Source organism: Amycolatopsis sp. MtRt-6, assembly GCF_017308975.1.
In the GTDB taxonomy this organism is placed as follows: domain Bacteria; phylum Actinomycetota; class Actinomycetes; order Mycobacteriales; family Pseudonocardiaceae; genus Amycolatopsis.
On sequence record NZ_JADWPD010000058.1, the window covers coordinates 1 to 21,901 of the forward strand.

At 71.7% G+C, this 21,901-nt stretch carries 26 protein-coding genes and 1 pseudogene; 11 read left to right on the forward strand and 16 right to left on the reverse strand.

Annotation, left to right across the window (positions count from 1 at the left end; translation table 11 throughout):
• From I4Q55_RS48245 to I4Q55_RS48265, 5 genes and pseudogenes are all read right to left on the reverse strand, one after another.
• Nucleotides 1-288, reverse strand: a pseudogene (locus I4Q55_RS48245) (hypothetical protein); the annotation flags it as partial.
• Nucleotides 289-445: 157 nt separating this feature from the next.
• Nucleotides 446-1,429 carry a Ppx/GppA phosphatase family protein gene (locus I4Q55_RS48250; RefSeq protein WP_206797726.1) on the reverse strand — a complete coding sequence of 328 codons (984 nt, stop codon included), beginning with the start codon at nt 1,427-1,429 and terminating at the stop codon, nt 446-448.
• Nucleotides 1,430-1,541: 112 nt separating this feature from the next.
• The gene (locus tag I4Q55_RS48255; protein WP_091303839.1) at nt 1,542-2,231 is read right to left on the reverse strand and encodes a response regulator transcription factor; all 690 of its coding nucleotides are present in this window, start codon (nt 2,229-2,231) and stop codon (nt 1,542-1,544) included.
• Complete coding sequence (locus tag I4Q55_RS48260; protein ID WP_206797728.1) at nt 2,228-3,469, reverse strand: cell wall metabolism sensor histidine kinase WalK; 1,242 nt, start codon at nt 3,467-3,469, stop codon at nt 2,228-2,230. The genes I4Q55_RS48255 and I4Q55_RS48260 overlap by 4 nt, the downstream gene beginning before the upstream one ends.
• Nucleotides 3,470-3,615: 146 nt before the next feature.
• Entirely contained in the window at nt 3,616-4,488 is an 873-nt protein-coding gene (locus I4Q55_RS48265; protein ID WP_206797730.1) for an oxidoreductase, read from the reverse strand.
• Nucleotides 4,489-4,554: 66 nt separating this feature from the next.
• On the opposite strand from I4Q55_RS48265, the gene I4Q55_RS48270 reads away from it, so the two are divergent.
• Nucleotides 4,555-5,193 (forward strand): response regulator transcription factor, encoded by a 639-nt coding sequence (locus I4Q55_RS48270; RefSeq protein WP_206797732.1) that lies wholly within the window; start codon nt 4,555-4,557, stop codon nt 5,191-5,193.
• Nucleotides 5,190-6,062: a hypothetical protein gene (locus I4Q55_RS48275; protein WP_206797734.1), complete on the forward strand. Its 873-nt coding sequence runs from the start codon at nt 5,190-5,192 to the stop codon at nt 6,060-6,062. The genes I4Q55_RS48270 and I4Q55_RS48275 overlap by 4 nt, the downstream gene beginning before the upstream one ends.
• A 1-nt stretch (nt 6,063) precedes the next feature.
• Here the strand turns inward: I4Q55_RS48275 and I4Q55_RS48280 are convergent, their stop codons facing one another.
• The 7 genes from I4Q55_RS48280 to I4Q55_RS48310 all read right to left on the reverse strand — a co-directional run bounded on the left by I4Q55_RS48280 (nt 6,064) and on the right by I4Q55_RS48310 (nt 13,227).
• A complete protein-coding gene (locus I4Q55_RS48280; protein ID WP_206797736.1) occupies nt 6,064-6,813 on the reverse strand; it encodes a phosphoglyceromutase in 750 nt (249 codons plus the stop codon).
• Nucleotides 6,814-7,244: 431 nt separating this feature from the next.
• On the reverse strand, nt 7,245-8,111 hold the full coding sequence (locus tag I4Q55_RS48285) for a DUF4349 domain-containing protein (protein WP_206797739.1): 867 nt from the start codon (nt 8,109-8,111) through the stop codon (nt 7,245-7,247).
• A 70-nt stretch (nt 8,112-8,181) separates the two neighbouring features.
• Nucleotides 8,182-8,694, reverse strand: a complete 513-nt coding sequence (locus I4Q55_RS48290; RefSeq protein WP_206797741.1) for a YbjN domain-containing protein — start codon at nt 8,692-8,694, stop codon at nt 8,182-8,184.
• Complete coding sequence (gene mshA, locus I4Q55_RS48295) at nt 8,691-9,995, reverse strand: D-inositol-3-phosphate glycosyltransferase (protein ID WP_206797743.1); 1,305 nt, start codon at nt 9,993-9,995, stop codon at nt 8,691-8,693. The genes I4Q55_RS48290 and mshA overlap by 4 nt, the downstream gene beginning before the upstream one ends.
• Nucleotides 9,996-10,017: 22 nt before the next feature.
• Nucleotides 10,018-10,833 carry an alpha/beta fold hydrolase gene (locus I4Q55_RS48300; protein WP_206797745.1) on the reverse strand — a complete coding sequence of 272 codons (816 nt, stop codon included), beginning with the start codon at nt 10,831-10,833 and terminating at the stop codon, nt 10,018-10,020.
• 3 nt (nt 10,834-10,836) lie between these two features.
• On the reverse strand, nt 10,837-12,012 hold the full coding sequence (locus tag I4Q55_RS48305; RefSeq protein WP_206797748.1) for an Ig-like domain-containing protein: 1,176 nt from the start codon (nt 12,010-12,012) through the stop codon (nt 10,837-10,839).
• 159 nt (nt 12,013-12,171) lie between these two features.
• Entirely contained in the window at nt 12,172-13,227 is a 1,056-nt protein-coding gene (locus I4Q55_RS48310) for a UDP-N-acetylmuramate dehydrogenase (RefSeq protein ID WP_206797749.1), read from the reverse strand.
• A 24-nt stretch (nt 13,228-13,251) separates the two neighbouring features.
• Between I4Q55_RS48310 and I4Q55_RS48315 the strand changes: the two genes are divergently transcribed.
• The 5 genes from I4Q55_RS48315 to purU all read left to right on the forward strand — a co-directional run bounded on the left by I4Q55_RS48315 (nt 13,252) and on the right by purU (nt 16,539).
• Nucleotides 13,252-13,758 (forward strand): DUF2505 domain-containing protein, encoded by a 507-nt coding sequence (locus I4Q55_RS48315; RefSeq protein WP_206797750.1) that lies wholly within the window; start codon nt 13,252-13,254, stop codon nt 13,756-13,758.
• On the forward strand, nt 13,737-14,537 hold the full coding sequence (locus tag I4Q55_RS48320) for a class I SAM-dependent methyltransferase (RefSeq protein WP_206797751.1): 801 nt from the start codon (nt 13,737-13,739) through the stop codon (nt 14,535-14,537). The genes I4Q55_RS48315 and I4Q55_RS48320 overlap by 22 nt, the downstream gene beginning before the upstream one ends.
• A gap of 63 nt (nt 14,538-14,600) precedes the next feature.
• Entirely contained in the window at nt 14,601-15,302 is a 702-nt protein-coding gene (locus tag I4Q55_RS48325) for a DedA family protein (RefSeq protein ID WP_206797752.1), read from the forward strand.
• 4 nt (nt 15,303-15,306) lie between these two features.
• Entirely contained in the window at nt 15,307-15,648 is a 342-nt protein-coding gene (locus tag I4Q55_RS50020; protein WP_242548074.1) for a hypothetical protein, read from the forward strand.
• A 15-nt stretch (nt 15,649-15,663) separates the two neighbouring features.
• The gene (purU, locus tag I4Q55_RS48335; RefSeq protein WP_206797753.1) at nt 15,664-16,539 is read left to right on the forward strand and encodes a formyltetrahydrofolate deformylase; all 876 of its coding nucleotides are present in this window, start codon (nt 15,664-15,666) and stop codon (nt 16,537-16,539) included.
• A gap of 22 nt (nt 16,540-16,561) precedes the next feature.
• Here the strand turns inward: purU and I4Q55_RS48340 are convergent, their stop codons facing one another.
• Nucleotides 16,562-17,611 carry an NAD(P)-dependent alcohol dehydrogenase gene (locus I4Q55_RS48340; RefSeq protein ID WP_206797754.1) on the reverse strand — a complete coding sequence of 350 codons (1,050 nt, stop codon included), beginning with the start codon at nt 17,609-17,611 and terminating at the stop codon, nt 16,562-16,564.
• Between the two features lie 90 nt (nt 17,612-17,701).
• Between I4Q55_RS48340 and I4Q55_RS48345 the strand changes: the two genes are divergently transcribed.
• On the forward strand, nt 17,702-18,313 hold the full coding sequence (locus tag I4Q55_RS48345) for a TetR/AcrR family transcriptional regulator (protein WP_206797755.1): 612 nt from the start codon (nt 17,702-17,704) through the stop codon (nt 18,311-18,313).
• Between the two features lie 9 nt (nt 18,314-18,322).
• Entirely contained in the window at nt 18,323-18,937 is a 615-nt protein-coding gene (locus I4Q55_RS48350; protein ID WP_206797756.1) for a pyridoxamine 5'-phosphate oxidase family protein, read from the forward strand.
• Here I4Q55_RS48350 and I4Q55_RS48355 read toward each other — a convergent pair.
• A complete protein-coding gene (locus I4Q55_RS48355; protein ID WP_206797758.1) occupies nt 18,921-19,112 on the reverse strand; it encodes a hypothetical protein in 192 nt (63 codons plus the stop codon). The genes I4Q55_RS48350 and I4Q55_RS48355 overlap by 17 nt on opposite strands.
• A gap of 59 nt (nt 19,113-19,171) precedes the next feature.
• Between I4Q55_RS48355 and I4Q55_RS48360 the strand changes: the two genes are divergently transcribed.
• On the forward strand, nt 19,172-19,795 hold the full coding sequence (locus I4Q55_RS48360; protein WP_206797760.1) for an HAD family hydrolase: 624 nt from the start codon (nt 19,172-19,174) through the stop codon (nt 19,793-19,795).
• Here I4Q55_RS48360 and I4Q55_RS48365 read toward each other — a convergent pair whose 3' ends face one another.
• Together I4Q55_RS48365 and I4Q55_RS48370 are read right to left on the reverse strand one after the other, a co-directional pair.
• The gene (locus tag I4Q55_RS48365) at nt 19,796-20,803 is read right to left on the reverse strand and encodes an NADP-dependent oxidoreductase (protein WP_206797762.1); all 1,008 of its coding nucleotides are present in this window, start codon (nt 20,801-20,803) and stop codon (nt 19,796-19,798) included.
• Between the two features lie 95 nt (nt 20,804-20,898).
• Nucleotides 20,899-21,333 carry an SRPBCC family protein gene (locus I4Q55_RS48370; protein WP_206797763.1) on the reverse strand — a complete coding sequence of 145 codons (435 nt, stop codon included), beginning with the start codon at nt 21,331-21,333 and terminating at the stop codon, nt 20,899-20,901.
• A gap of 83 nt (nt 21,334-21,416) precedes the next feature.
• On the opposite strand from I4Q55_RS48370, the gene I4Q55_RS48375 reads away from it, so the two are divergent.
• On the forward strand, nt 21,417-21,899 hold the full coding sequence (locus I4Q55_RS48375; protein ID WP_206797764.1) for a MarR family transcriptional regulator: 483 nt from the start codon (nt 21,417-21,419) through the stop codon (nt 21,897-21,899).
• Nucleotides 21,900-21,901 lie beyond the last annotated feature (2 nt).

Here is a 21,901-nt window from a genome sequence, read left to right on the forward strand (position 1 = left end):
GGACGGCGGCTCGGCGCGGCGGCGCCCGGCGGGCCGGCCCTGCGGGGCGGGCGGCGGCGTGCCCTCGGCGGCCACCCGGTCGATGATCGCCTGCGGGCCGGTGTCGCTCACGCCCGGCCGCCGGTGCGAACCGGTCGCGCCGGGCGGGGCCTCGGGAGTGCCGGGTTCGTCGTCGTCATCGGCGGCACGCCGACGGCGACGGCGTCCGCCGTCGACCTGGGCACCGTGCTGGGCGAGCAGCTCAGCCACGGTCTTCTGCGGCTGGTCGCCTCCGGTCTGGTCCGTCATACCTGGTGATCCCCTGCGCGCTCTGGGTTCTCGGCACTCGGCGGAGCGGTCTCTGACGGCACACCGGCGGCGCCGCGCGCGCTGTACACCGACCTCTGCATGTCCGTCACCTCTCCACCGTGCCCGTTATCCGTCCGGGAAGTCCAGCCGCGTGCTTTCACCGGTCCTCCTGTGCGCCGAAGCGCCCCACGAGGGCGGCTCCAGTCTCATCCGCGCCGTTCGAATGGTCCAGCCGCCGCAGGATGACACCCTCTCGCAGAGCCCACGGGCAGATCTCGAGCTCCGGCACGCCGAGCGCCCGCATCGTGGCCTGCGCGACGAGCGCGCCCGCCACCAGCTGGTGCGCTCGGCTCGAGCTGACGCCTTCGAGCTGCGCGAGATCGGCCGAAGGCATCCGCGAGATGAAGGCCAGGAGCTGGCGCAATGCGGTGTCGGTGAGCGTACGTCGCACCCGCGGTCCCGCGGCCGAGGGGGCGGCGCCGGTCAGCCGGGCCAGCGAGCGGAACGTCTTCGACGTCGCCACGACCCGGTCGGGTTCACCCCATTTGGCGACCTTGCGCGCGAGGTCGGTGAGCTGGTCGTCCAGCCACGCGGACGTCGCGACGAGCTCGGAGCGCGTCGGCGGGTCGTGCTTGAAGCGGGTGCGCGTGGTGCGGCCGGCGCCCAGCGGCAGGGATTCGGCGAGCACCGGCTCCTCGTCGCGGCCCATCGCGACCTCGAGGGAGCCGCCGCCGATGTCGAGCACCAGCAGCTGCCCGGCCGACCAGCCGTACCAGCGCCGGACGGCGAGGAACGTGAGCCTCGCTTCGTCGGTGCCCGAAAGGACCTGCAGCTCGACGCCGGTCTTCTCGGCCACGCGGGCCAGGACCTTGGCCGAGTTCTTCGCTTCGCGCACCGCGGAGGTGGCGAAGGCCATCACCTCTTCGCAGCCGAGCCGCGCGGCGGACTCCTTGGCGGACTCGACGGCGGTCACCAGCTCGTCGGCGCCGGCCTTGGAGAGCTCGCCACCGGGGGTGATCCGCTCGGCCAGCCGCAGCACGGATTTTTCGGAATGCATCGGCGTCGGGTGGGCGCCACGGTGGGCGTCGACCACGAGCAGGTGGACGGTGTTGGAACCGACGTCGAGTACCCCTAGGCGCACGGGGGTCCAGGGTACCGGCCCCAGCCCCAGGTCTCGAACATGTAACCGAAAACACTCGGTGCGGCCTCGCCCCGGCGCGCCTCCACCGGGGCGAAACCGCACCGAACAGGACTTACGTCTCGAACTTGTAGCCCAGCCCGCGAACCGTGACGAGGTGCCGCGGCGAGCCCGGGTCCGGCTCGATCTTCGAGCGCAGCCGCTTCACGTGGACGTCGAGGGTCTTCGTGTCGCCGACGTAGTCCGCGCCCCACACCCGGTCGATCAGCTGGCCGCGGGTCAGCACCCGGCCGACGTTGCGGAGCAGGTACTCCAGCAGGTCGAACTCCTTCAGCGGCAGCGACACCTCGGCGCCGTCCACCGTCACCACGTGCCGCTCGACGTCCATCCGGACCGGGCCCGCCGACAGCACCAGCGGGGCCAGCTCGCCGTCCGAGCCCGGCTCGCCGCCGCGGCGCAGCACCGCCCGGACCCGGGCGATCAGCTCACGCGCCGAATACGGCTTCGTCACGTAGTCGTCCGCGCCCAGCTCCAGGCCCACGACCTTGTCGATCTCGCTGTCGCGTGCCGTCACCATGATGACCGGCACGGCCGACCGCTGGCGCAGCTGCTTGCAGACGTCGGTGCCGCTCATCCCGGGCAGCATCAGGTCGAGCAGCACGATGTCGGCGCCGTTGCGGTCGAACTCCTCCAGCGCGGCCTGGCCCGTCCCGGCGACGGCCGCGGTGAACCCTTCCTTGCGCAGCAGGAAGGCGAGGGGGTCGGCGAACGACTCCTCGTCCTCGACGATGAGAACCCTGGTCACAGGTTTCCTCCATGATCTGGGCTGTCCTGCCCGGTAACCACGAGCCTGGGGGTGCGCTCGGGGGTCTTCTCCTGCCGCGGTGCCGGCGAGGTCTTGGCCGCCCGCGCCGGTTCGGGGGCCGGCTCGGGGCTGACGTGCGCGGGGATGCGCAGGGTGAACGTCGAGCCGGTGCCCGGACGGCTCCACAGGCCGACCGAGCCGCCGTGGTTGGCCGCGACGTGCTTGACGATCGCCAGGCCGAGGCCGGTGCCGCCGGTGGCGCGCGAGCGGGCCTTGTCGGCGCGGTAGAAGCGCTCGAACACGCGCTGCTGCTCGTCCTCGGCGATGCCGATGCCGCGGTCGGTGACGGCGATCTCGACCATCCCGTCGGCCAGCCGGCGCGAGATCGACACCGGGCTGCCGGCCGGCGAGTACGCGACGGCGTTCTCCAGCAGGTTCGACAGCGCCGTGACCAGCAGCGTCCGGTCACCCTCGACGAGCAGGCCACTGGGGTTGTCGGTGGTGATGCGGATGTCCGCGGACTCCGCCGAGAGCGTCGTGCGGCCGAGCGCCTCGCGGACGACCGCGTCGACCTCGACGACGTTGAGGTCGGGCAGCCGTTCGGCGCCCTGCAGCCGGGACAGCGCGATCAGCTCGGTGACGAGCTGGCCGAGCCGGGTGGACTCGCGCAGGATCTTGCCGCCGAAGCGGCGGACCTCGTCGACGTCCTCGGCGGCGTCGAGCACGGCCTCGGTGAGCAGCGCGATCGCGCCGACCGGGGTCTTGAGCTCGTGGCTGACGTTGGCGACGAAGTCGCGGCGCACGGCCTCCAGCCGGATGGCCTCGGAGTGGTCGACGGCCTCGACGACGGTGAAGCCGTCGCCGAGCGGCCGGACCTGGCCGAGGACCGCTTCCGGCTGGCGGCCGCGCGCTTCGAGCGGGGAAAGGTCGATCTCCAGCGGCTCGTCGGTCTCGGCGACCTGCTCGGCGGCCTTGCGGGCCCGCGGGTCGGCCTGGTTGACCTTGACCAGGCCCAGCTCGTAGGCGCGCGGGTTGTGCAGCACCATGTCGCCGAAGCGGTTGAGCACGACGATGCCGTTGTTCGACGAGCGGACCAGCCGTTCGAGGAGCTCGGCGACGGTCGGGCCCGGCGGCCGGGCCTCTTCGCGGCGGGTGCGCGCCCGCGCCAGGAGGTAGCCGACCACCGCACCGGCCACCAGTGCGCCGATGGCCAGTGCGAGTGAAACAGGCGTGGTCACGGCCCGATCGTAAGCTGAGAAGTGGCCCTTCGGCCTAGCGTTGTCCGCCTTGTCGTGAGCACCGCGACACCTGCGGAGCACATGTTCGCCGGGGCTTCAGGCGGCGTTCACCCGGCCGATTCCCCGGCGAGACATACCGGGTGAATTCACCCAAGGGTGGCCAGGTCCTCGTCGGTCAGCTCGAGCGCCGCCACGGCGACGTTCTGCTCGAGGTGCCCGACGTCGCCGGTGCCGGGGATGGCGAGCACGTTCGGTCCCTGGTGGAGGGTCCACGCGAGCCGCACCTGCGCCGGGGTGACGTCGTGGCGGCGCGCGACCTCGGCGACCCGCGTCTCCGCCGCCGAGCCGCCGGCCATGGCGAAGAACGGCACGAAGGCGATCCCGCGGTCGGCGCACATCCGGACGAGTTCGTCGTCCTCGCGGCGGGCGGTGAGGCCGTACTGGTTCTGGACGCAGACGACGGGCGCGATCCCGAGGGCCTCGGTGAGGTGCTCCGGGCCGACGTTGGAGATGCCCAGCTCGCGGATCAGCCCGGCTTCACGCAGCTCGGCGAGCACGCCGAAGCCCTCGGCGAGCGAGCCGGTGCCGCGGTCGAGGCTCTGCCCGATCCGGTAGTTGACGACGTCGAGGTGGTCGAGGCCCAGCTCGCGCAGGTTCTCCTCGACCTGGGCGCGCAGCTGGTCCGGCCGGGCGGTGTGGAAGGTGCCCTCGTAGTCGCGCCCCGGGCCGACCTTGGTGGTGATCACCAGGTCGTCGTAGGGCGCCAGCGCGGTGTTGAGCAGTTCGTTGGCCGAGCGCGGCCCGGCGAAGTAGAAGGCGGCGGTGTCGAAGTGGTTCACGCCCAGCTCGACGGCCCGGCGCAGCACGGCGAGGGACGTCTCGCGGGCACGGATGCCGCCGTCCGAAGTGGACATCAGGCGCATGGCGCCGAACCCGAGGCGGTTGACTTCGAAGGAGCCGAGCTGCCAGGTGCCCGCCGCGGCGGCGGGGGTGGTGGTGGTGGTGGTGTTCGCGGTCATGGTTCCAGCGTTCCGGCGCGGCCCCGTGACCACCGGTTTTGGCAACTTGCTGCCACACTGGAATGCGTGGAGAAGGTGACTGACGTCGTCGTGGTGCGCGGCGAAGCGGAGCTGCTGGAGCGGACGGCGCACCTCTTCGAGCTCGCGACGGAGATTTCCTGCGCGGCCCGCGACCTGCACACCTGGGCGATGGCGCACCCGAGCGCGCCCGCGCGCGAGCGGTCGGTGCTCGGGCTGACCGTGCGCAAGGTGTACCTGCCCGGCGTGCTGTTCGACCCGAAGCTGGCGGAGCACCTGCGGCAGATCGCCGCCAACGGCGCCCGGATCCGGATCACCGAGCGCGAGATCAACGAGACGATCATCCTCGACCGCCGGATCGCCATCGTGGCCGGCGACCACGTCGGCGGCGTGCGCGGTTACACGGTGATCAGCAGCCCGGACCTGGTCCAGGGCATCCAGTCGCTGTTCGAAGCGGCCTGGCACGGCGCCACCGACCTGGAGTCCTACCGGGCCCGGTTCACCGAGCCTGCCGCGCGGGAGATCCTGGAGCAATTGGCGTCCGGCTGCAAGGACGAGACGGCGGCCCGCACCCTCGGCGTCGGCCTGCGGACCTACCGGCGCCGGGTGGCCGAGCTGATGGAGCTGCTCGGCGCGTCCTCCCGGTTCCAGGCCGGAGCCCGCGCCCGCGAGGCCGGCCTCCTGTGAGGCGAGCGCTGCCGGCACTGGTCCTGCTGACGTCCGCGTGCGCGGTGACCGGCACGGCCGTGCCGGTCGGCGGCAACCTCGCGCTGGTCGACGCCCACCGGACGGGCGCGGCCCTCGACGCGGTGAAGGCGGCGGCCGAGGCGGTGTTCAGCTACGACTCCGCGAACCCGGCTGCCTTCGACCAGGCCGTCGCCGCGAACGTCACCGGGGCGGCGAAGACGCAGCTCACCGCGTTGTTCGAGCCGATCAGGAAGAGCACGCGGCCGGTGCGCCTGGTCACCCGGGTGCGGCAGGCGGCCGCCCTCGAGTTCACCGGCGACCGCCTCCGCGACCTGGCCGTGCTCCAGCAGGACAGCGGCACCTCGAAGGGCCTGGCCGCGGTCGCGTTCACCGCGGTCCGGGAGGGCGGGCGCTGGCGGCTCTCCGACATCGTGGTGAATCCGGCGCAGCCGCCGCCCGCACCGCAGCCGGACGACGGCAGCGCGGGTGGGGCGCGGGACTCGGCACTGGCGGGTGCCCGCGCGGCGGCGGGTGCGCTGTTCACGACGGACAGCGGCGATCCGGAAGGCAGCTACGCGCGGGCGGAAGCGGTCACGGCCGGGCCGCTGCTGGCCGACTACCGCGCCAAGAAGGCGTCCTACGTCGAGGCGATCCGCGCCAGCGGCACGAAGGTGGCGCTCGGCCCGGCCCCGATGGCCGGGGCCGTCGCGCTCACCGGCGGGCGGGCGGTCGTGTTGTTCTTCACGACGCTGCAGGTCACCGACGCGACGGGCAAGCTGACCAGCCGCCCCTTCACGGCCGAACTCGACGTCGTCCGCGAAGGGGCCGGCTGGAAGGTGACCGCCGTGCGGCCGGTCACCGCGACCTAGCTCAGCGGCCCTGGTTGGCCACCGCGGCGGCGGCTTCCTTGGCGGCTTCGGGGTCGAGGTACTCGCCGCCCGGCCGCACCGGCCGCAGGTCTTCGGTGAGGTCGTAGCGCAGCGGGATGCCGGTCGGGATGTTCAGGCCCGCGATGTCGGCGTCGGAGATGCCGTCGAGGTGCTTGACCAGCGCGCGCAGGGAGTTGCCGTGCGCGGCGACCAGCACGGTCTTGCCCGCGCGCAGGTCCGGCACGATCTCGGACTCCCAGTACGGCAGCAGCCGCTCGACGACGTCCTTCAGGCACTCGGTCAGCGGGGCCTGGTCGCCGAGGTTCGCGTAGCGGGCGTCGCCGGCCTGGCTCCACTGGTCCTTCGGGTCGATCGCCGGCGGCGGGGTGTCGTACGAGCGGCGCCAGAGCATGAACTGCTCCTCGCCGAACTCGTTCAGGGTCTGCTTCTTGTCCTTGCCCTGCAGGGCGCCGTAGTGGCGCTCGTTGAGCCGCCAGTCGCGCTTGACCGGGATCCAGTGCCGGTCCGCGGCGTCCAGCGCGATGTTCGCGGTGGAGATCGCGCGGCGCAGCAGCGAGGTGTGCACCACGTCCGGGAGCAGCCCGGCGTCGGCCAGCAGCTCCCCGCCCTGGCGGGCTTCGCCCTCGCCCTGTTCCGACAGCGGTACGTCCACCCAGCCGGTGAACAGGTTTTCCGCGTTCCACGTGCTCTGCCCGTGCCGCAGCAGCACCAACGTCCCAATCTCGGCCATGGCCAACAGCCTGCCAGAACACACCACGCACCCGAGTGGTGACCTCTGCCGCAGCGGCCGTCCTACCCAGAGTGTGTTACCGAGCAGTAACACCTCACTCTTCGACAAGTCGGGCCGCCAACAACGCGCAAGATCCCGGCCATCGGCTGCACACCGTTATCGACATTTCAAAAGTTCACTCGAACGGGCTAACCAGTAGCCTTGTGATTACCGGGCGGGATCTGACAGGTTGGCTAGGTCCCGAGCGGCCGGATTCCACGCACTCCCCGGCCCGATCGGGCTTTGACCGCGGCTCGTCTCCCCCCTGCCGAGCCGCGGCCCGCCGGCCCCGTTGGCACCCCCCTCGCCACCGGGTCCTGATCGGCGGGAACTTCAGCGGGGCGGCTCGAGATCGCGACTCCCCCTCCCTCGAGCCGTCCCGCCTGTTCCGCTCAGGTCTCGCTCGGTTCCGGAGCCGGCACCCGGCGACGGCGGTGCAACCACCAGCCCAGCCAGCCCAGCGGCGCGAGGAACAGCAGGAACGGCGCGATCGCACCCAGCACCGTCAGCAGGCCGCCGCCGAAGGTGAGGAACGCGTCCCAGCCGCCGGCCAGGCCACCGAGGAACCCGCCGCGGTCTTCGGCGGGCGGTGGCGGCGCGGCGACGGTGCGGATGGTCATCGCCACCGTGGCCATCGCGACGCTGCCGGCCAAGGAATTGCGCTGCTGCTGGAGCGATTCGAGCGTCGCCTCGCGGCTGGTCAGCTCACTCTCGACCGAAGCGATCTCGGACACCGAGGTCGCCCTCGCGAGCAACGCGCGGATCCGCTCCACGGACACCCGCTGCGTCGCCAGCCGGGCTTCGACGTCGATGACCTGCTCGGTCACGTCCTGGGTGTTCAGCTCCCGCTTCACCAGGCCGCTGCCCAGGTGGGAGAGCTGGTCGAGCACGCCGTCGAGCTTGTCGGCGGGCACGGCGAGGCTGAGCGTCGCCAGCTCTTCGCCGGTGCTCTCCTGGCCGGTGTAGCCGCCGGCGCCCTGGGCGATCCCGCGGGCCTGCGCGACGACGTCGGTCACCTTGGTGGCGGTCAGTTCGAGCCGGGCGCTGCGCGCGAGCTTGCGATCGGTGGCGCCGGGCTGCGGCGCGGTCACCTTCTCCTGGCCGGTTTTGCCGCTGCCCTGCTGCGGCGGCGCGGCCGGAACCGGCCCGGAACCGGCACTGTCCGCCGTGGACATCCCCTTTTCCTGAGCCGCCGAGCAGCCGGCCAGCACGAACGCCACGGCCACGGCCGCGAGCCCGGCTCTCCATCGAGTCCGCATCCTGCTTCTCCCTCCAGTTTCGCCTGGCGAGGAGACGGATGTCCGGTTCAGGGCCGTTGCACGGTCCGGGTCACGACTCGGTCAAGCCGGGTTCGTGCGGCCGCTCGGGCGCGACGAGGTGCTTGAACGCCTGGAGGTTGGCCAGTGATTCACCGCGGGAGACGCGCCAGTCCCACTCGCGCCTGATCGACGTCGCGAAGCCGATTTCCAGCAGCGTGTTGAAGTCGCCGTCGGCCGCTTCCAGCACCTGGCCGAGCACCTTGTCGAGCTCGTCGGCGCTCATGGTCTCCTTGCCGAACCGGCCGACCAGGTAGATGTCGCCGAGACTGTCCACTGTGTAGTGGACGCCGTAGAGCTTCGCGTTGCGCTGCAACAGGAACCGGTAAACGTCCTCATGGGACTCGTCCGGGCGCCGGCAGACGAAGGCCTCCACGGAGAACGCGTGGTCGCCGTCGACCAGCCACGCGTTCGTCTGCAGCTTCTTCGTCCCCGGCAGCGTGACGAAGTACTTGCCCGGCCCGCGCCTGTCGTACTTCAGCTCCGCGGAGTCCAAAGTAGACCGGATCAGCTCGTCCAGGCTCACACCGCCACCTCCGCGCGCACGTCCAGCGCGCGGGAGAAGGCGCTGGTGGCCTGAGCATAGATGTCCAGGAGGGCGTCCGTCGTCCGGCGCCAGGAGAACCGGCGCGCGTGCACGACGGCGTTCGCGCCGAGCTCGGCGCGGCGGTCCGGCCGGAGCGCGACCGCCGCCAGCGCGTCCGCCCACTCCTCGGCGCCGTGCCCGGGCACCAGCAGCCCGGAGACGCCGTGCGGCACCGCCACCGGCAGCCCGCCGACCTCCGCCGCGACCACCGGCGTCCCGCAGGCCTGCGCCTCGAGGGCGACCAGGCCGAACGACTCGTTGTAGCTGGGCACCGCGACGACGTCGGCGGCCCGGAAGACCTGCGCCAGCGCCTCGCCCGGCTGCGGCGGCAGGAACCGGACCTGCCGCTCGATGCCGAGGGAAACGGCGAGCTCACGCAGGGCCTGCGGCTGCTCCAGGCCGGTCCCCGACGGCCCGCCGACGATCAGCACGACCAGCCGCGAAGCCAGCCCGGGACGGCGGCGCAGCAGGGCCGCCGCGGCGTGCAGCAGCACGTCCGGCGCCTTCAGCGGCTGGATCCGGCCGGCGAAGGCCAGCACGACGTCGTCGGCGGCCAGCCCGAGGGCGGCGCGGGCGAGGTTCTTCGGGCCGGGCGTGAAGCGCTCGAGGTCGACGCCCGGCGGCACGGCGTGCACCGCGTCCGGCGCGGCGTCGTAGAGGTCGATGAGCTGGCGCGCCTCGACCGCGGTGTTGGCGACCAGCCGGTCGGCCTCGGCGACCACCTGTTCCTCGCCGATCACGCGGGTGCGCGGTTCGGGCTTGTCGCCCTCGGCGAGCGCGGCGTTCTTCACCTTGGCCAGCGTGTGCGCGGTGTGCACGAGCGGCACGGACCAGCGGTCGCGGGCGAGCCAGCCGACCTGGCCCGAGAGCCAGTAGTGGGAGTGGATGAGGTCGTAATGGCCGGGCTCGTGGAAGGCCTCGGTCCGCAGCACGCCGGAGGTGAACGCGCACAGCTGGGCGGGCAGCTCGTCGCGGCCCAGCGGCTCGAACGGGCCGGCCGGCACGTGCCGCACGGTCACACCGGGCGCCAGCTCGGCCACCGGCGGCTGGCCGGACGCGGTGGCGCGGGTGAACACCTCGACCTCGACGCCGCGGCGGGCCATCTCGGTCGCGGTCTGGCTGACGTAGACGTTCAGCCCGCCGGCGTCGCCCGTACCGGGCTGCTCGAGCGGTGAGGTGTGCACGGACAGCACCGCGATCCGGCGCGGCGCAGCGCGGAACCTCCGGATGTTGCTGGTCACCTGGTCACGTCTCCTGCGTACTTCAGCATTCCTCGGCGAACTGCCGGAGCACCGCGTCGAACTCGGCCGCGGACTCGGCGAAGGGCGCGTGCCCCCCGTCAACGAACCAACGCCCGACCGCACCCGGAATCTTCCCGAGGGCGTGCTCGGCCGCCGAGGGCTCGATCACGCGGTCGGCCGTGCCGTGCGCGACCAGCGTCGGTTTGTCGATCCCGGCCAGCACGTCCGCGCTGCCGACGTCCCGGCGGAACAACGCCGAGCGGACCGACGGCGGCACGCTGAGGGAAGCGCCGAGCAGGGCCTGGACCTGGGCGCCGGGCACCGGGCCGGTGACCATCCCGCGGCTGAACGCGGTGAGCGCCGGGACCGCGATGTCCGGATCGTCCGAAAGCATCGCCCGCATGTGCTCGCGCATCAGCGGGCCGACGCGCCCGCCCGGCCGGTCGCGGCCGATCTCGGTGATGGCGCCGACGAGCACGAGCCCGCGCAGCCGGGCGGTGCCGTGCACGCGGATGTGGTCGGTCAGCACCAGGCCGCCGTAGGACCAGGCCACGACGACCGCGTCCGGGCCGGCGAAGTCGAGCACCGCGGCGAGGTCGTCGGCCCAGGCCTCCGGGTTGTCATAGCCGGTCACCGGGACGTCGGAGGCGCCGTGGCCGCGCAGGTCCACCGCGACCAGGCGGAACCGCTCGGTCAGCGCCGGGTCGGCGAGCTGCGCGGCCCAGCAGCCGGCCGACTGCGCCCAGCCGTGCACGAACACGATCGGCCTGCTGTTCTCCTCGCCCTCGACCCGCAGGCCGAGCCGGACCCCGCCGTGCCCGACGACTTCGGTGCGCACGGGTTACTTCGCACCCAGCCCTTGCCAGGCCGCCCAGCTGAAGTTCCAGTCCTTGACGTCCGAGTTCATCGGCGGGGACAGCTTCGAGCCGGTGATCTCGACCGGGTCGCCGATGATCGCCGAGTCGAAGTAGTCCTTGGCGTCGGCTTCCAGGAGGTTGACGCAGCCGTGGGAGTTGTTGGTCTTCCCGATGTTGGCCGCGTTGTCCTGGTTCTCGTGGATGAACTCGCCGTGGTTGGAGAACCGGCAGGCCCACTTCTTGTTGACGTTCGTGTAGCCGTAGCGGGCGTTGTCGAAGATCGCCGACGGCTCCTTGCTCATGATGATGTAGGTGCCGTTCGGGGTGTTGCGGTCGACCTCGGCGTCCAGCCCGTTCGCGCACGGGTAGCTCTTGACCTTCGAGCCGCCGCGGTAGACGTGCATCTGGTGTTCGGGAGTGTTGATCTTGACGACCTGGTTGCGGCCGATCTTGAACTTCGTGGTGACGTCGGCCTTGCCGTACGCGCCGCCGCCCAGGTCGACGCCGTACAGCTTCGCCTCGACGTTCACGGTGATGTTCTGCGGCCAGTACTCCTTCGGCCGGTAGTCGACCTGGCTGTCGGACAGCCAGCCCCACGCGCCCTCGACCTCTTTGTCCGTCTTCACGGACAGGGCCTTTTCGACGGCCTTGCGGTCTTTCACCGGCGACGCGAACTTGACGCTGATCGGCATGGCGACGCCGACGGTCTGGTCGTCGGCCGGGTTCAGCGTCGCGCGGACCTGCTTGGCCGGGGTGATGGTGGTGAACTTGCCGGTGAACTCGACCGGCTTGCCGTCGGAGCCGGTGGCCTTGGCCGAGTAGGTGTAGGTCTTGCCGTAGCCGAGCGGCTCGGAGCTCGTCCAGGTGAGCCCGTCCGGCGAGAGGTCGCCCTTGACGGTCTTGCCGCCGTCGGCGCTCAGCTTGCACTCGGTGAGCTTGCCGTCGGCGACCTTCAGCACGGCGGGCTTGAGAACCGGGACGTCCTTGGCGTCGGCGGCGGGCTCGGCCGTGATCTTCGCCACGGGCTGCCCGCCCTCACCATCGGCACCGGCCGCTCCGGTGGGCAGCGCGTTGCCGCCGTTCTCGCTCGAACACGCGGCGGCGACCAGTGCGGCTCCAGCCGCCAGAGCAGCCTTGAAGACCGTACGCCGTTCGATCACCGAAACCTCCTGGAATCCCCCGCCGACCAGCGGGCACACGCCTTTAGCGCTGGTGGCCCAGCCGACGTTACCCGCCGGCAGGCAAGAACCAACCGTTCAGGTGGCGGACGTCTTTGTCGACAAAGACGTCCTACACACGTGCGGGTTGCCCGGTTCGGCTCAAATCACGCAGTTGATCAGCAGGGGTTCGGGGTGCAGCCGGACGCCGAACCGCTCGTGGACGCCGTCGCGGACCTCCCGGGCCAGGGCGAGCAGGTCCTCGGTCGTCGCGTCGCCGCGGTTGGTCAGCGCCAGGGTGTGCTTCGTCGACAGCGAAACGCGGTTCCCCGGACCGGGGTAACCCTTGGCGAAGCCGGCGCGCTCGATCAGCCAGGCCGCGGACAGCTTGACGCCGCCGTCGGCCGGGTACTGCGGCACTTCGGTGCCGACGCTCTCGGTGATCCGTTTCACGACCGCCGCCGCGTCGGCCGACGGGACGATCGGGTTGGTGAAGAACGAGCCGGCGCTCCACGTGTCGTGGTCGGCCGGGTCGAGCACCATGCCTTTGCCGCGACGCAGCTTGAGGACGGCTTCGCGCGCGTCGGCGGCCGGGACGCGGACGCCGATCTCGACGCCGAGCGTGCGCGCGAGTTCGGCGTAGCGGATGGGCGCGGAGAGGCCGTCTGCACGGACCTCGAACCGGACAGAAAGGACGACTCCGGTGTCCGTGCCCTTCAAAACGCTGGTGCGGTAGGCGAAACCGAGTTCGCCGGCCTTGAGCGTGCGCACTTCGCGCGTCCCGCGGTCGTAGAGCTCCACCGAGACGATCGACTCGGCGACCTCGCAGCCGTACGCGCCGACGTTCTGGATCGGCGTCGCCCCGACGCTGCCGGGGATGCCGGAAAGGCATTCGAGCCCGCCCAGCCCGGCCTCGACCAGCGCGGCGACGAAGGCGTCCCAGTTCTGACCGGCCTGGACTTCGACGACGTCCCCGTCGCGGCGCCAGCCGGTGTTCGCCACCTCGACGAGCGTGCCGTCGAACCCCGCGTCGCCGACCACCAGGTTGGAGCCGCCGCCGAGCAGCAGCACGGGCTCGCCCGCCGCGTCCGCCTCGCGGACGGCCGCGACGAGGTCTTCGCTGGTCACGGCGCTGACGAAGCGGCGGGCCGGGCCGCCGAGGCGCAGCGTGGTGTACGCGGCGAGCTTCGGGAGGGCGGGAGTTCGGGCGGAGTTCACGCGTCTGACGGTACTGTCCGGCTCATGGGATCCCGGATCGAGCACCGTGCCGAGTTCGCCGCCGACGTCGCGTCCACGTACGCGGCCGTCGCGGGCGAGGCGGCGTTGCGGGCGCGCCTGGATGAGCTCGGCGGCCACGACGCGGCGCTGCTGGCGTACGAGGTGTCCGGCACGGACCTGCGCTACCAGCTGCGGCAGGGCATCAGCGCGGACAAGCTGCCGCAGGCGGTCCGGACGCTGCACAAGGGCGACCTGATGGTGACGCGCACGCAGACCTGGCGGGTGAGCAAGGACGGCACCGGCCGGCAGGGCAACGCCACGGTCGAGGTCGGCGGCGTCCCGGGCGACATCGCCGCGCGGACCGCGTTGCTGGCCGACGGCGACCAGACCGTGCTGCGGATCAGCGGCGAGGTCACGGTCCGCATCCCGCTGTTCGGCGGGAAGCTGGAGAACGTGATCGCCGAGCAGGTCACGAAGCTGCTGGAGCACGAAGCCGAATTCACGGCGAAGTGGCTCGCGCAAGCAAACTGACCCCGGTCGGCGCGCCGACCCGCGGTACGACCAACCCGAACCGCCTGCGCCGGGTCGACCGCTGGATCGCCTCGTCGCCGCGCACTTCGCGGTTGCTTCGCGCGGCGGACACGCCGTTGGTGGTCGATCTCGGCTACGGCGCTTCCCCGGTGACGACGGTCGAGCTGGCCCGCTGGCTGCGCCGGGTCCGGCCGGACGTCCGCGTGCTGGGCCTGGAGCTGGACCCGGATCGCGTGGCTGCCGCGCTCCCCGCCGCGGCACGGCCGCTGCTGGACTTCCGCCGCGGCGGCTTCGAGCTGGCCGGGACGCACCCGGTGCTGGTGCGGGCGTTCAACGTGCTCCGGCAGTACGCGGAGGACGAGGTCGCGGGCGCGTGGGGCCTGATGCTGGACTCGATGCCGGCCGAGGGCCTGCTGGTCGAGGGCACGTGCGACGAGATCGGCCGGCTGTCGTCCTGGGTGCTGGTGGCTCGGTCCGGCCCGGTCTCGCTGACGCTCTCGATGCGGCTGGCGGGCCTGGAAAAGCCGTCGACGGTCGCCGAGCGGCTGCCGAAGGCGCTGATCCACCGGAACGTGCCCGGCGAGCGCGTCCACGCGCTGCTGTCGGCCCTCGACACCTGCTGGGCGACGGCGGCCCCGCACCAGGCGTTCGGCGTGCGGTCCCGCTGGCTGGAGACGGTCCGGCTGCTGGTTTCCCGGGGCTGGCCGGTGCTCGGGCCGCCGTCCCGCGTCCGTCTCGGTGAGCTGACGGTCCCCTGGTCCGCGGTCGCCCCCGCCTGAACGTTCACCGGCGCACCCCCGCTGCGTCACCCGGCGGTGACCTGCGGTGATCACCATTGAGCCGTGGAACTCCTGGGGCAGGTCACCGAGCTGCTGCGTGACGCGCTCGGCTCGCCGTGGCTGTGGGTGCTCGTCTTCGCCGTGTCCGGTTTGGACGCTTTGCTGCCGTTCATGCCCAGCGAGACCACCGTCGTCACGGTCGCCGTGCTGCTCGGGCCCGATCCGGCGCGGCTCGCCGTGCTCGCCGTGGTCGCGGCCGGGGGTGCGTGGGCCGGTGACTGCCTCGGGTACGCCGTCGGCCGGAAGGCGGGCCCGCGGGCGATCGCGCGGCTGCGGCGCGGCCCCGACGGCCGGCGTCGTTACGAGTGGGCCCGTGACCAGGTGCGGCGCAACGGCGGGCTGCTGATCATCGCGGCCCGCTACCTGCCGGGCGGCCGGGTCGCCAGCGCGCTGGCCAACGGCAGCCTCGGCTACCCGCTGCACCGGTTCGTGCCCCTCGACGCCGCCGGCGCGGCGATCTGGGCGGTGTACAGCGTGCTGATCGGCTTCGCCGGCGGAGCAGCCTTCGCGGACGAACCGGCCAAGGGGCTGTTGCTGTCCTTCAGCCTCGGCCTGGGCCTGGTCTTCGCCATCGAAACCGGACGGCGGCTACGGTCGGCCCATGCTCGAAGCGATCGACGTCCACGCCGACGCGCTGAAGCGGGCGGCGCTGACCGCCGGCCCGGCGACCCCGGTGCCGAATTGTCCGAATTGGACTGTTCATGACCTGGTGACGCACATCGCTTCCCTGCACTGCGCGGTAATCGGCCTGGTGCTGGACCGGCCGCTGCAGCCGTCCCCGCCGCCGGGCTGGGACGACGTCCTCGGGTGGTGGGATGGCCAGCGCCTGGCCCTGCGCGAAGCCCTGGTGCGAAATCCGGGATCGCCGTGGACACCCCGGCTCGCCCACGCCACGGCGATCCACCGCCTCGACGCCGAATCCGCGCTCGCCCGGCCCGCGCCGACGCGTCTGCCCACCGAGTTCACCCAGTGGGCCGGCGAAATCGTTTGCGCCGCCGTGCTGCCGGGTTCGGCCGGGTGCGGCAGCGGGGACCGGCTCCCGGCCCGCTGACCAGCGCAAGGGAGAATGCCGGGCGTGACCGCTCCCGAACACCGCTACGTCATCACCTTCGGCTGCCCCGACCGCACCGGCATCATCGCCCGGATCTCCGGGTTCCTCGCCGAGCACGGCGGCTGGATCGTCGAGGCGGCCTACCACACGGACCCGGACACGGGCTGGTTCTTCACCCGCCAGGTCGTCCGGGCCGACTCGCTGCCCTTCGGCGCCGCCGAGCTGCGGGCCCGCTTCGGCGAGGTGGCCGCGGAGCTGTCCGCCGAGTCGAGCTGGCAGGTCAGCGACACCGGTGAGCGGCGCCGGGCGGTGATCCTCGTCTCCAAGGCCGGGCACTGCCTGTACGACCTGCTCGGCCGGGTCGCCTCCGGCGAGCTGGACGTCGACATCGCCGCGGTGATCGGCAACCACGACTCGCTGGCCGACATCACCCGCGCGCACGGCATCCCGTTCCACCACGTGCCGTTCCCGGCCGACGGCAAGCAGGAAGCGTTCGAGCAGGTCCGCAAGCTCGTCGACGAGCACGACCCGCACGCGGTGGTGCTGGCCCGGTTCATGCAGATCCTGCCCCCCGACCTGTGCCGCGAGTGGGCGGGCCGCGCGATCAACATCCACCACAGCTTCCTGCCGTCGTTCATCGGCGCGAAGCCGTACCACCAGGCGCACACGCGCGGCGTCAAGCTGGTCGGCGCGACCTGCCACTACGTGACGGCGGACCTCGACGCGGGCCCGATCATCGAGCAGGACGTCATCCGCGTCGACCACGGCGACTCGGTCGAGGACATGGTCCGCAAGGGCCGCGACATCGAGAAGGTCACGCTCGCCCGCGGCCTCCGGTGGCACCTGGAGAACCGCGTGCTGGTGCACGGCAACCGGACAGTGGTGTTCTGACGCGGTTGCCGTGCCCCGCGGGTCACGCGCCGATCGTCGACGCGTCGATGACGAACCGGTAGCGCACGTCGGAGTTCTCGACGCGCTCGTAGGCCTCGTTGACCTTGTCGGCCGGGATCGTCTCGATCTCCGCGCCGATGCCGTGCTTCGCGCAGAAGTCCAGCATCTCCTGGGTCTCGGCGATGCCGCCGATCATCGAGCCGGCCAGCACCTTGTTGCCGCCGAGCAGCGAGAAGGCGTTGTAGGACAGCGGCTCGCCGGGCGCGCCGACGTTCACCATCGCGCCGCCGACCCGCAGCAGGCCGAGGTAGGCGTCCACCGGCAGCTTGGCCGACACGGTGTTGAGGATGATGTCGAACTTGCCGCGCAGGACGTCGAACGTCGCCTCATCGCTGATGGCGTAGTAGTCGGTCGCGCCGAGCTTCAGGCCGTCTTCCTGCTTCTTGAGGCTCTGGCTCAGCACGGTCACCTCGGCGCCCATCGCGGCGGCGATCTTGACGGCCATGTGGCCGAGCCCGCCGAGGCCGATCACGGCGACCTTCTTGCCGGGGCCGGCGCCCCAGTGGCGCAGCGGCGAGTAGGTGGTGATGCCCGCGCACAGCAGCGGCGCGGCGACGTCGAGGTCGATGCCCTCCGGGATGCGGCAGACGAAGGCGTCCTTCACGACGATCCGGTTGCTGTAGCCGCCGTAGGTGTTCTCGCCGTCGAAGCCGACGCCGTTGTAGGTCTGGACGTTGCCCTTGACGCAGAACTGCTCGGTGCCGGCCAGGCAGTACTCGCACTCGCCGCAGGAGTCGACCATGCAGCCGACACCGACGCGGTCGCCGACCTGGTACTTCGTGACGGCCGAGCCGACCGCGGCGACCACGCCGGCGATCTCGTGGCCCGGGACCATCGGGAAGATCGCCTGGCCCCAGTCCTCCTTGGCCTGGTGGATGTCGCTGTGGCAGATGCCGGCGTAGGCGATGTCGATCAGCACGTCGTCGGGACGCAGGTCACGGCGCTCGATCGTGGTCGGCGCCAGCGGCGCGCCCGGCGCCGGAGCGGCGATGGCGTGCGTGGTCGTGCTCATGGAACCCTCCAAGTTCAAGTACCGTTGGCCTCGTAAGAGGTCTCTTACATCTCTACGTAAGAGCCCTCTTACATATTTCGAACGAGAGATGTGATCCGGGTCATGGGCGGCAAGTACCACCACGGCGACCTCCGCGGCGAGCTCGTGCGCGTATCCCTGGACCTGATCGCGGAGCAGGGGCTGGCCGGCTTCTCGGTCGCCGAGGTCGCGCGCCGGGCGAAGGTGAGCCCCGGCGCCCCGTACCGGCACTTCGCCTCGCGGGAGAGCCTGCTCGCCGAGGTGGCGGGCAACATCGCCTGCCAGCTCGCCGACCGCGTCACCGCGGCGGCCGGCGAGCACGCCGACCCGGTGGACGCCCTGGCCGCGGCCGCGGGCGCGTACACCCGGTACCTCATCGAGCGCCGGGCCGGGATGAACGTGATCTACGCCGACGGCCTGCACGGCCCGGAGCACACCGGCCTCCACGAGCAGACCCGGCGGCTGACGGACGAGTTCGTGCTGCGCTGCCTGGCGGTCGCCCCGGACCCGGCGACGGCGCTGGAGCTGATGGAGCAGCTCTTCACCCAGGCCCACGGCTACGGCACGTTCCAGCTCGACGGCGTCTTCGTGAAGCACGGGTATTCGACGGACCTGGTGGTGCGCAAGTCCGAGGAGGCCGCGCGCGCCGCCATCGTGGGCCGGATCGCCGGTGGTGACCGCTAGGTTGGGCGCATGGGGATCATCGACTCACACGAGGCCCTGCGGGCGGTGATCGGCGAGGTCGCCGAGCTGACGCAGCAGAAGGTCATCGACCGCATCGACGAGCACGCGCGGAACCTGATCGCGCACTCGCCGTTCGTCCTGCTGGCCACGTCGGCACCGGACGGCAGCTGCGACGTCTCGCCGAGGGGCGACCCGGCGGGCTCGGTGCTGGTGCTCGACGAGAAGACGCTGGTGCTGGCGGACCGGCCGGGCAACAAGCTGATCGACAGCTTCCGCAACATCGTCGACAACCCGCACGCGGGGCTGTTGTTCCTGGTGCCGGGCATGAACGAGACGCTGCGGGTCAACGGCCGGGCGACGCTGGTCTCGGACGGGCCGTTCTTCGATTCGCTGGTGGTCAAGGGAAAGCGGCCCCGGCTGGCCGTCGTCGTCGAGGTCGAAGAGCTGTACATGCACTGCGCGAAGGCGTTCCTGCGGTCGTCGCTGTGGAAGCCGGAGACGTGGCCGGACCGCTCGACGCTGCCTTCGCTGGGCACGATCATGCGCGACCAGATGGCGCTGCCGGTCTCGGCGGAGGAGCTGGACGCGAGGCTCAACGAACGGGCGCTCAACCAGCAGTACTGATCCCGGCGACGACGTCGAGCAGCCCCGGGAACCGCGCGTCGAACTCATCCCAGGTGCCCGTCGACTCGGCGACCGGCAGCGGGAACGACACGCACGCCCGCTCGCCGCCGTCCCTGCGGAACAGCTCGACCATCACCACTTCGCGGCGGTGCGCGTCAGCCAGGGCCGACAGCACCCGTGCCGAGGTCGTACCTTCGGCGAGGTACGAACACCATCGAACCTCCGGAGGTCCCCGTGCTGTGCGTGTTCGACGTCAACGAGACGCTGCTCGACCTCACCGCCATCGACCCCGTCATCGGCGGCCCCGAGCTGCGGCGCGAGTGGTTCGGCCTGGCCATCCACACCGTCCTGACCGTGACGGCGACCGGCGGCTACCGCGACTTCGCGGGCATCGCCGGGGAAGCCGCGATCGAGGTCGCCGCCCGGCACGGGCGCGAAATCGACCTCGCGAAGGTCGGTGGAGGACTGCGAAGCCTCCCCGCCCACCCGGACGTCGAACCCGGCCTGGCGAAGCTCCGCGAACAGGGCCACACCCTCGTCGCCCTGACGAACTCGCCGCTCGCCACCGCCGAAGCGCAGCTGCAGAACGCCGGGCTCGCCCCGCTGCTCGACCGGATCTTCTCGGCCGAGCAGGTCGGCCGCCTCAAGCCCGCGCCCGAGCCGTACCGGCAGGTCACGGCCGCCTATCCCGGCGAGCGCGCGGTGATGATCGCCGCGCACGACTGGGACGTCGCGGGCGCCCAGGCGGCGGGGCTCGAGACGGCCTTGCTCACCCGTCCCGGCGTCCATCCGCTGCCCGGCTCGCCCGCGCCCACCTACACGGCGTCGACCCTGCCGGAGCTGGCCGAGCTCCTCTGATCAGTCGGCGACGCGGACCAGCATCTTGCCGGTGTTGGCGCCCGACAGCAGGCCGAGGAACGCCTCGGGCGCGTTGCGGATGCCGTCCACGAAGGTCTCCGAGTACTTGATCTCGCCGGAGCTGACCAGCGGCGCGATCTCGGTGACGAACTGCTGCTGCAGGTGCCAGTGGTCGATCACCAGCAGGCCGCGGATGGTGAGCCGCTTGGCGATGACCTGCGCGAGGTTGCGCGGCGCCGGCGTCGGCTCGGTCGCGTTGTACGTGGAGATCATCCCGCAGATGACGATCCGGCCGTGCAGGGTGATCGCGTCGATCGCCGCTTCGAGGTGCTCGCCGCCGACGTTGTCGAAGTAGACGTCGATGCCCTCCGGCGCCGCCTTGTGCAGCTGCTCGACGACCGGGCCGTCCTTGTAGTTGAAGGCGGCGTCGAAGCCGAGGTCGTCGATCAGGTGCCGGACCTTCTCCGCCGAACCCGCGGAGCCGATGACGCGCTTGGCGCCCTTCAGCTTCGCGATCTGCCCGACCAGCGAGCCGACCGCGCCGGCCGCGCCCGAGACGAACACCGTGTCGCCCGGCTTGAACTCGGCCGACTCCAGCAGGCCCGAGTAGGCCGTGAGACCCGGCATGCCGAGCACGCCGAGGTACGTCGAAAGCGGCGCCGCGGCCCCGTCGACCTTGACGTACCGGCCCGCGTCGAGCACGGCGTGGGTGCGCCAGCCGGCCTGGTGCAGCACGTGGTCGCCCACCTTGACGTCGTCGACGTTCGACTCGACGACCTCGCCGACCGCCCCGCCGGACATGACCTCGCCGACCTGGAACGGCGGCGCGTAGGACTTGACGTCCTTCATCCGGCCACGCATCGCCGGGTCGACGCTCATGATCAGGTTGCGCACCAGGATCTGACCGTCACCCGCCGTCGGCACCTCGGTGTCGACGATCTCGAAGTTGTCGTGCGCCGGAACGCCTTCCGGGCGCGAAGCCAGCCGGATCTCGGTCGCCGTGCTCATCGTCGGATCTCCTCCAAGTCTCGAAGCGGGGCAAGCGCCCCGGATTCCACCCGATGTAACCAGCTAACCGGGGCGCAGATTCCGATTGTGAGGCGTCACACGATCTCGGCGAGCTTCTCCAGCACACCGTCGTAGATCTTCTTGAGCCCACCCGGCGCGAAGGTCTTCTCGAAGAAGCCGCCGATGCCGCCGGCACCGTCCCACGTCGTCTCGATCTTCACGACACTGCGTTCACCCGCTTCGGTGACCGTCCACGTGGTGACCATGCTCGAGTTCGCGTCGGTCTCGACGAGCGTCCCCGGCCGCGGCTCGGTGACGGTCGCGGCCACGTCGCGCACCCGCTTGGACGTCGCCTGCAGCTTCCAGCTCGCCTTGGTCCCGGCGCCGACGCCGCCCTCGGTGACCTGGTAGTCGCGGTAGTGCTCGGTGAGCAGCTTCGGCCGCGTCTCGGCGTAGTCGGCGACGAGCGCGCGGACCTTGTCGGCCGGGGCGTCGATGGTGCGCTCCGCGGTGGCCGTGACCTTTCCCATTTCACTCCCTTACCCGGGGTACCGATACGGCTCCACGATTCCACCACCGGTCCGGGGCCCGCGCACCGCGTTAGGCTGGCGCCATGGGTGCCACATCGGACGCCGTCCGCCGTCGGCGCGCCACCGTGGCGCTCAAGGAGGCGCTGCGGGAGCTGCGCAACCAGCTCGCGCTGCTGAACCACCAGGTCAGCGCCCAGATCGCGCTCAAGGACGTCGACCTGGAGTGCCTGGAGCTGATCGCCCGGCACGGCCCGCTCAGCCCGAGCGCGCTGGCCCGCCGGGCCGGGCTGCACCCGGCGACGATGACCGGCATCCTCGACCGGCTCCAGAAGGGCGGCTGGATCGTCCGCGAACGCGATCCGGAGGCGGCCGACCGGCGTTCGGTGGCCGTGCGGGCGGTCCGCGGCCGCAACGGGGAGCTGTTCCGGCTCTACGCGGGGATGAACACGGCGATGGACGAGCTGTGCGCGGACTACAGCGAGGAGGAGCTGGCGCTGATCGCCGGGTTCCTGCGCCGCGCGACGGCGGCGGGACAGGACGCGACCGGCGCGCTGACAGGCGGCTGAGC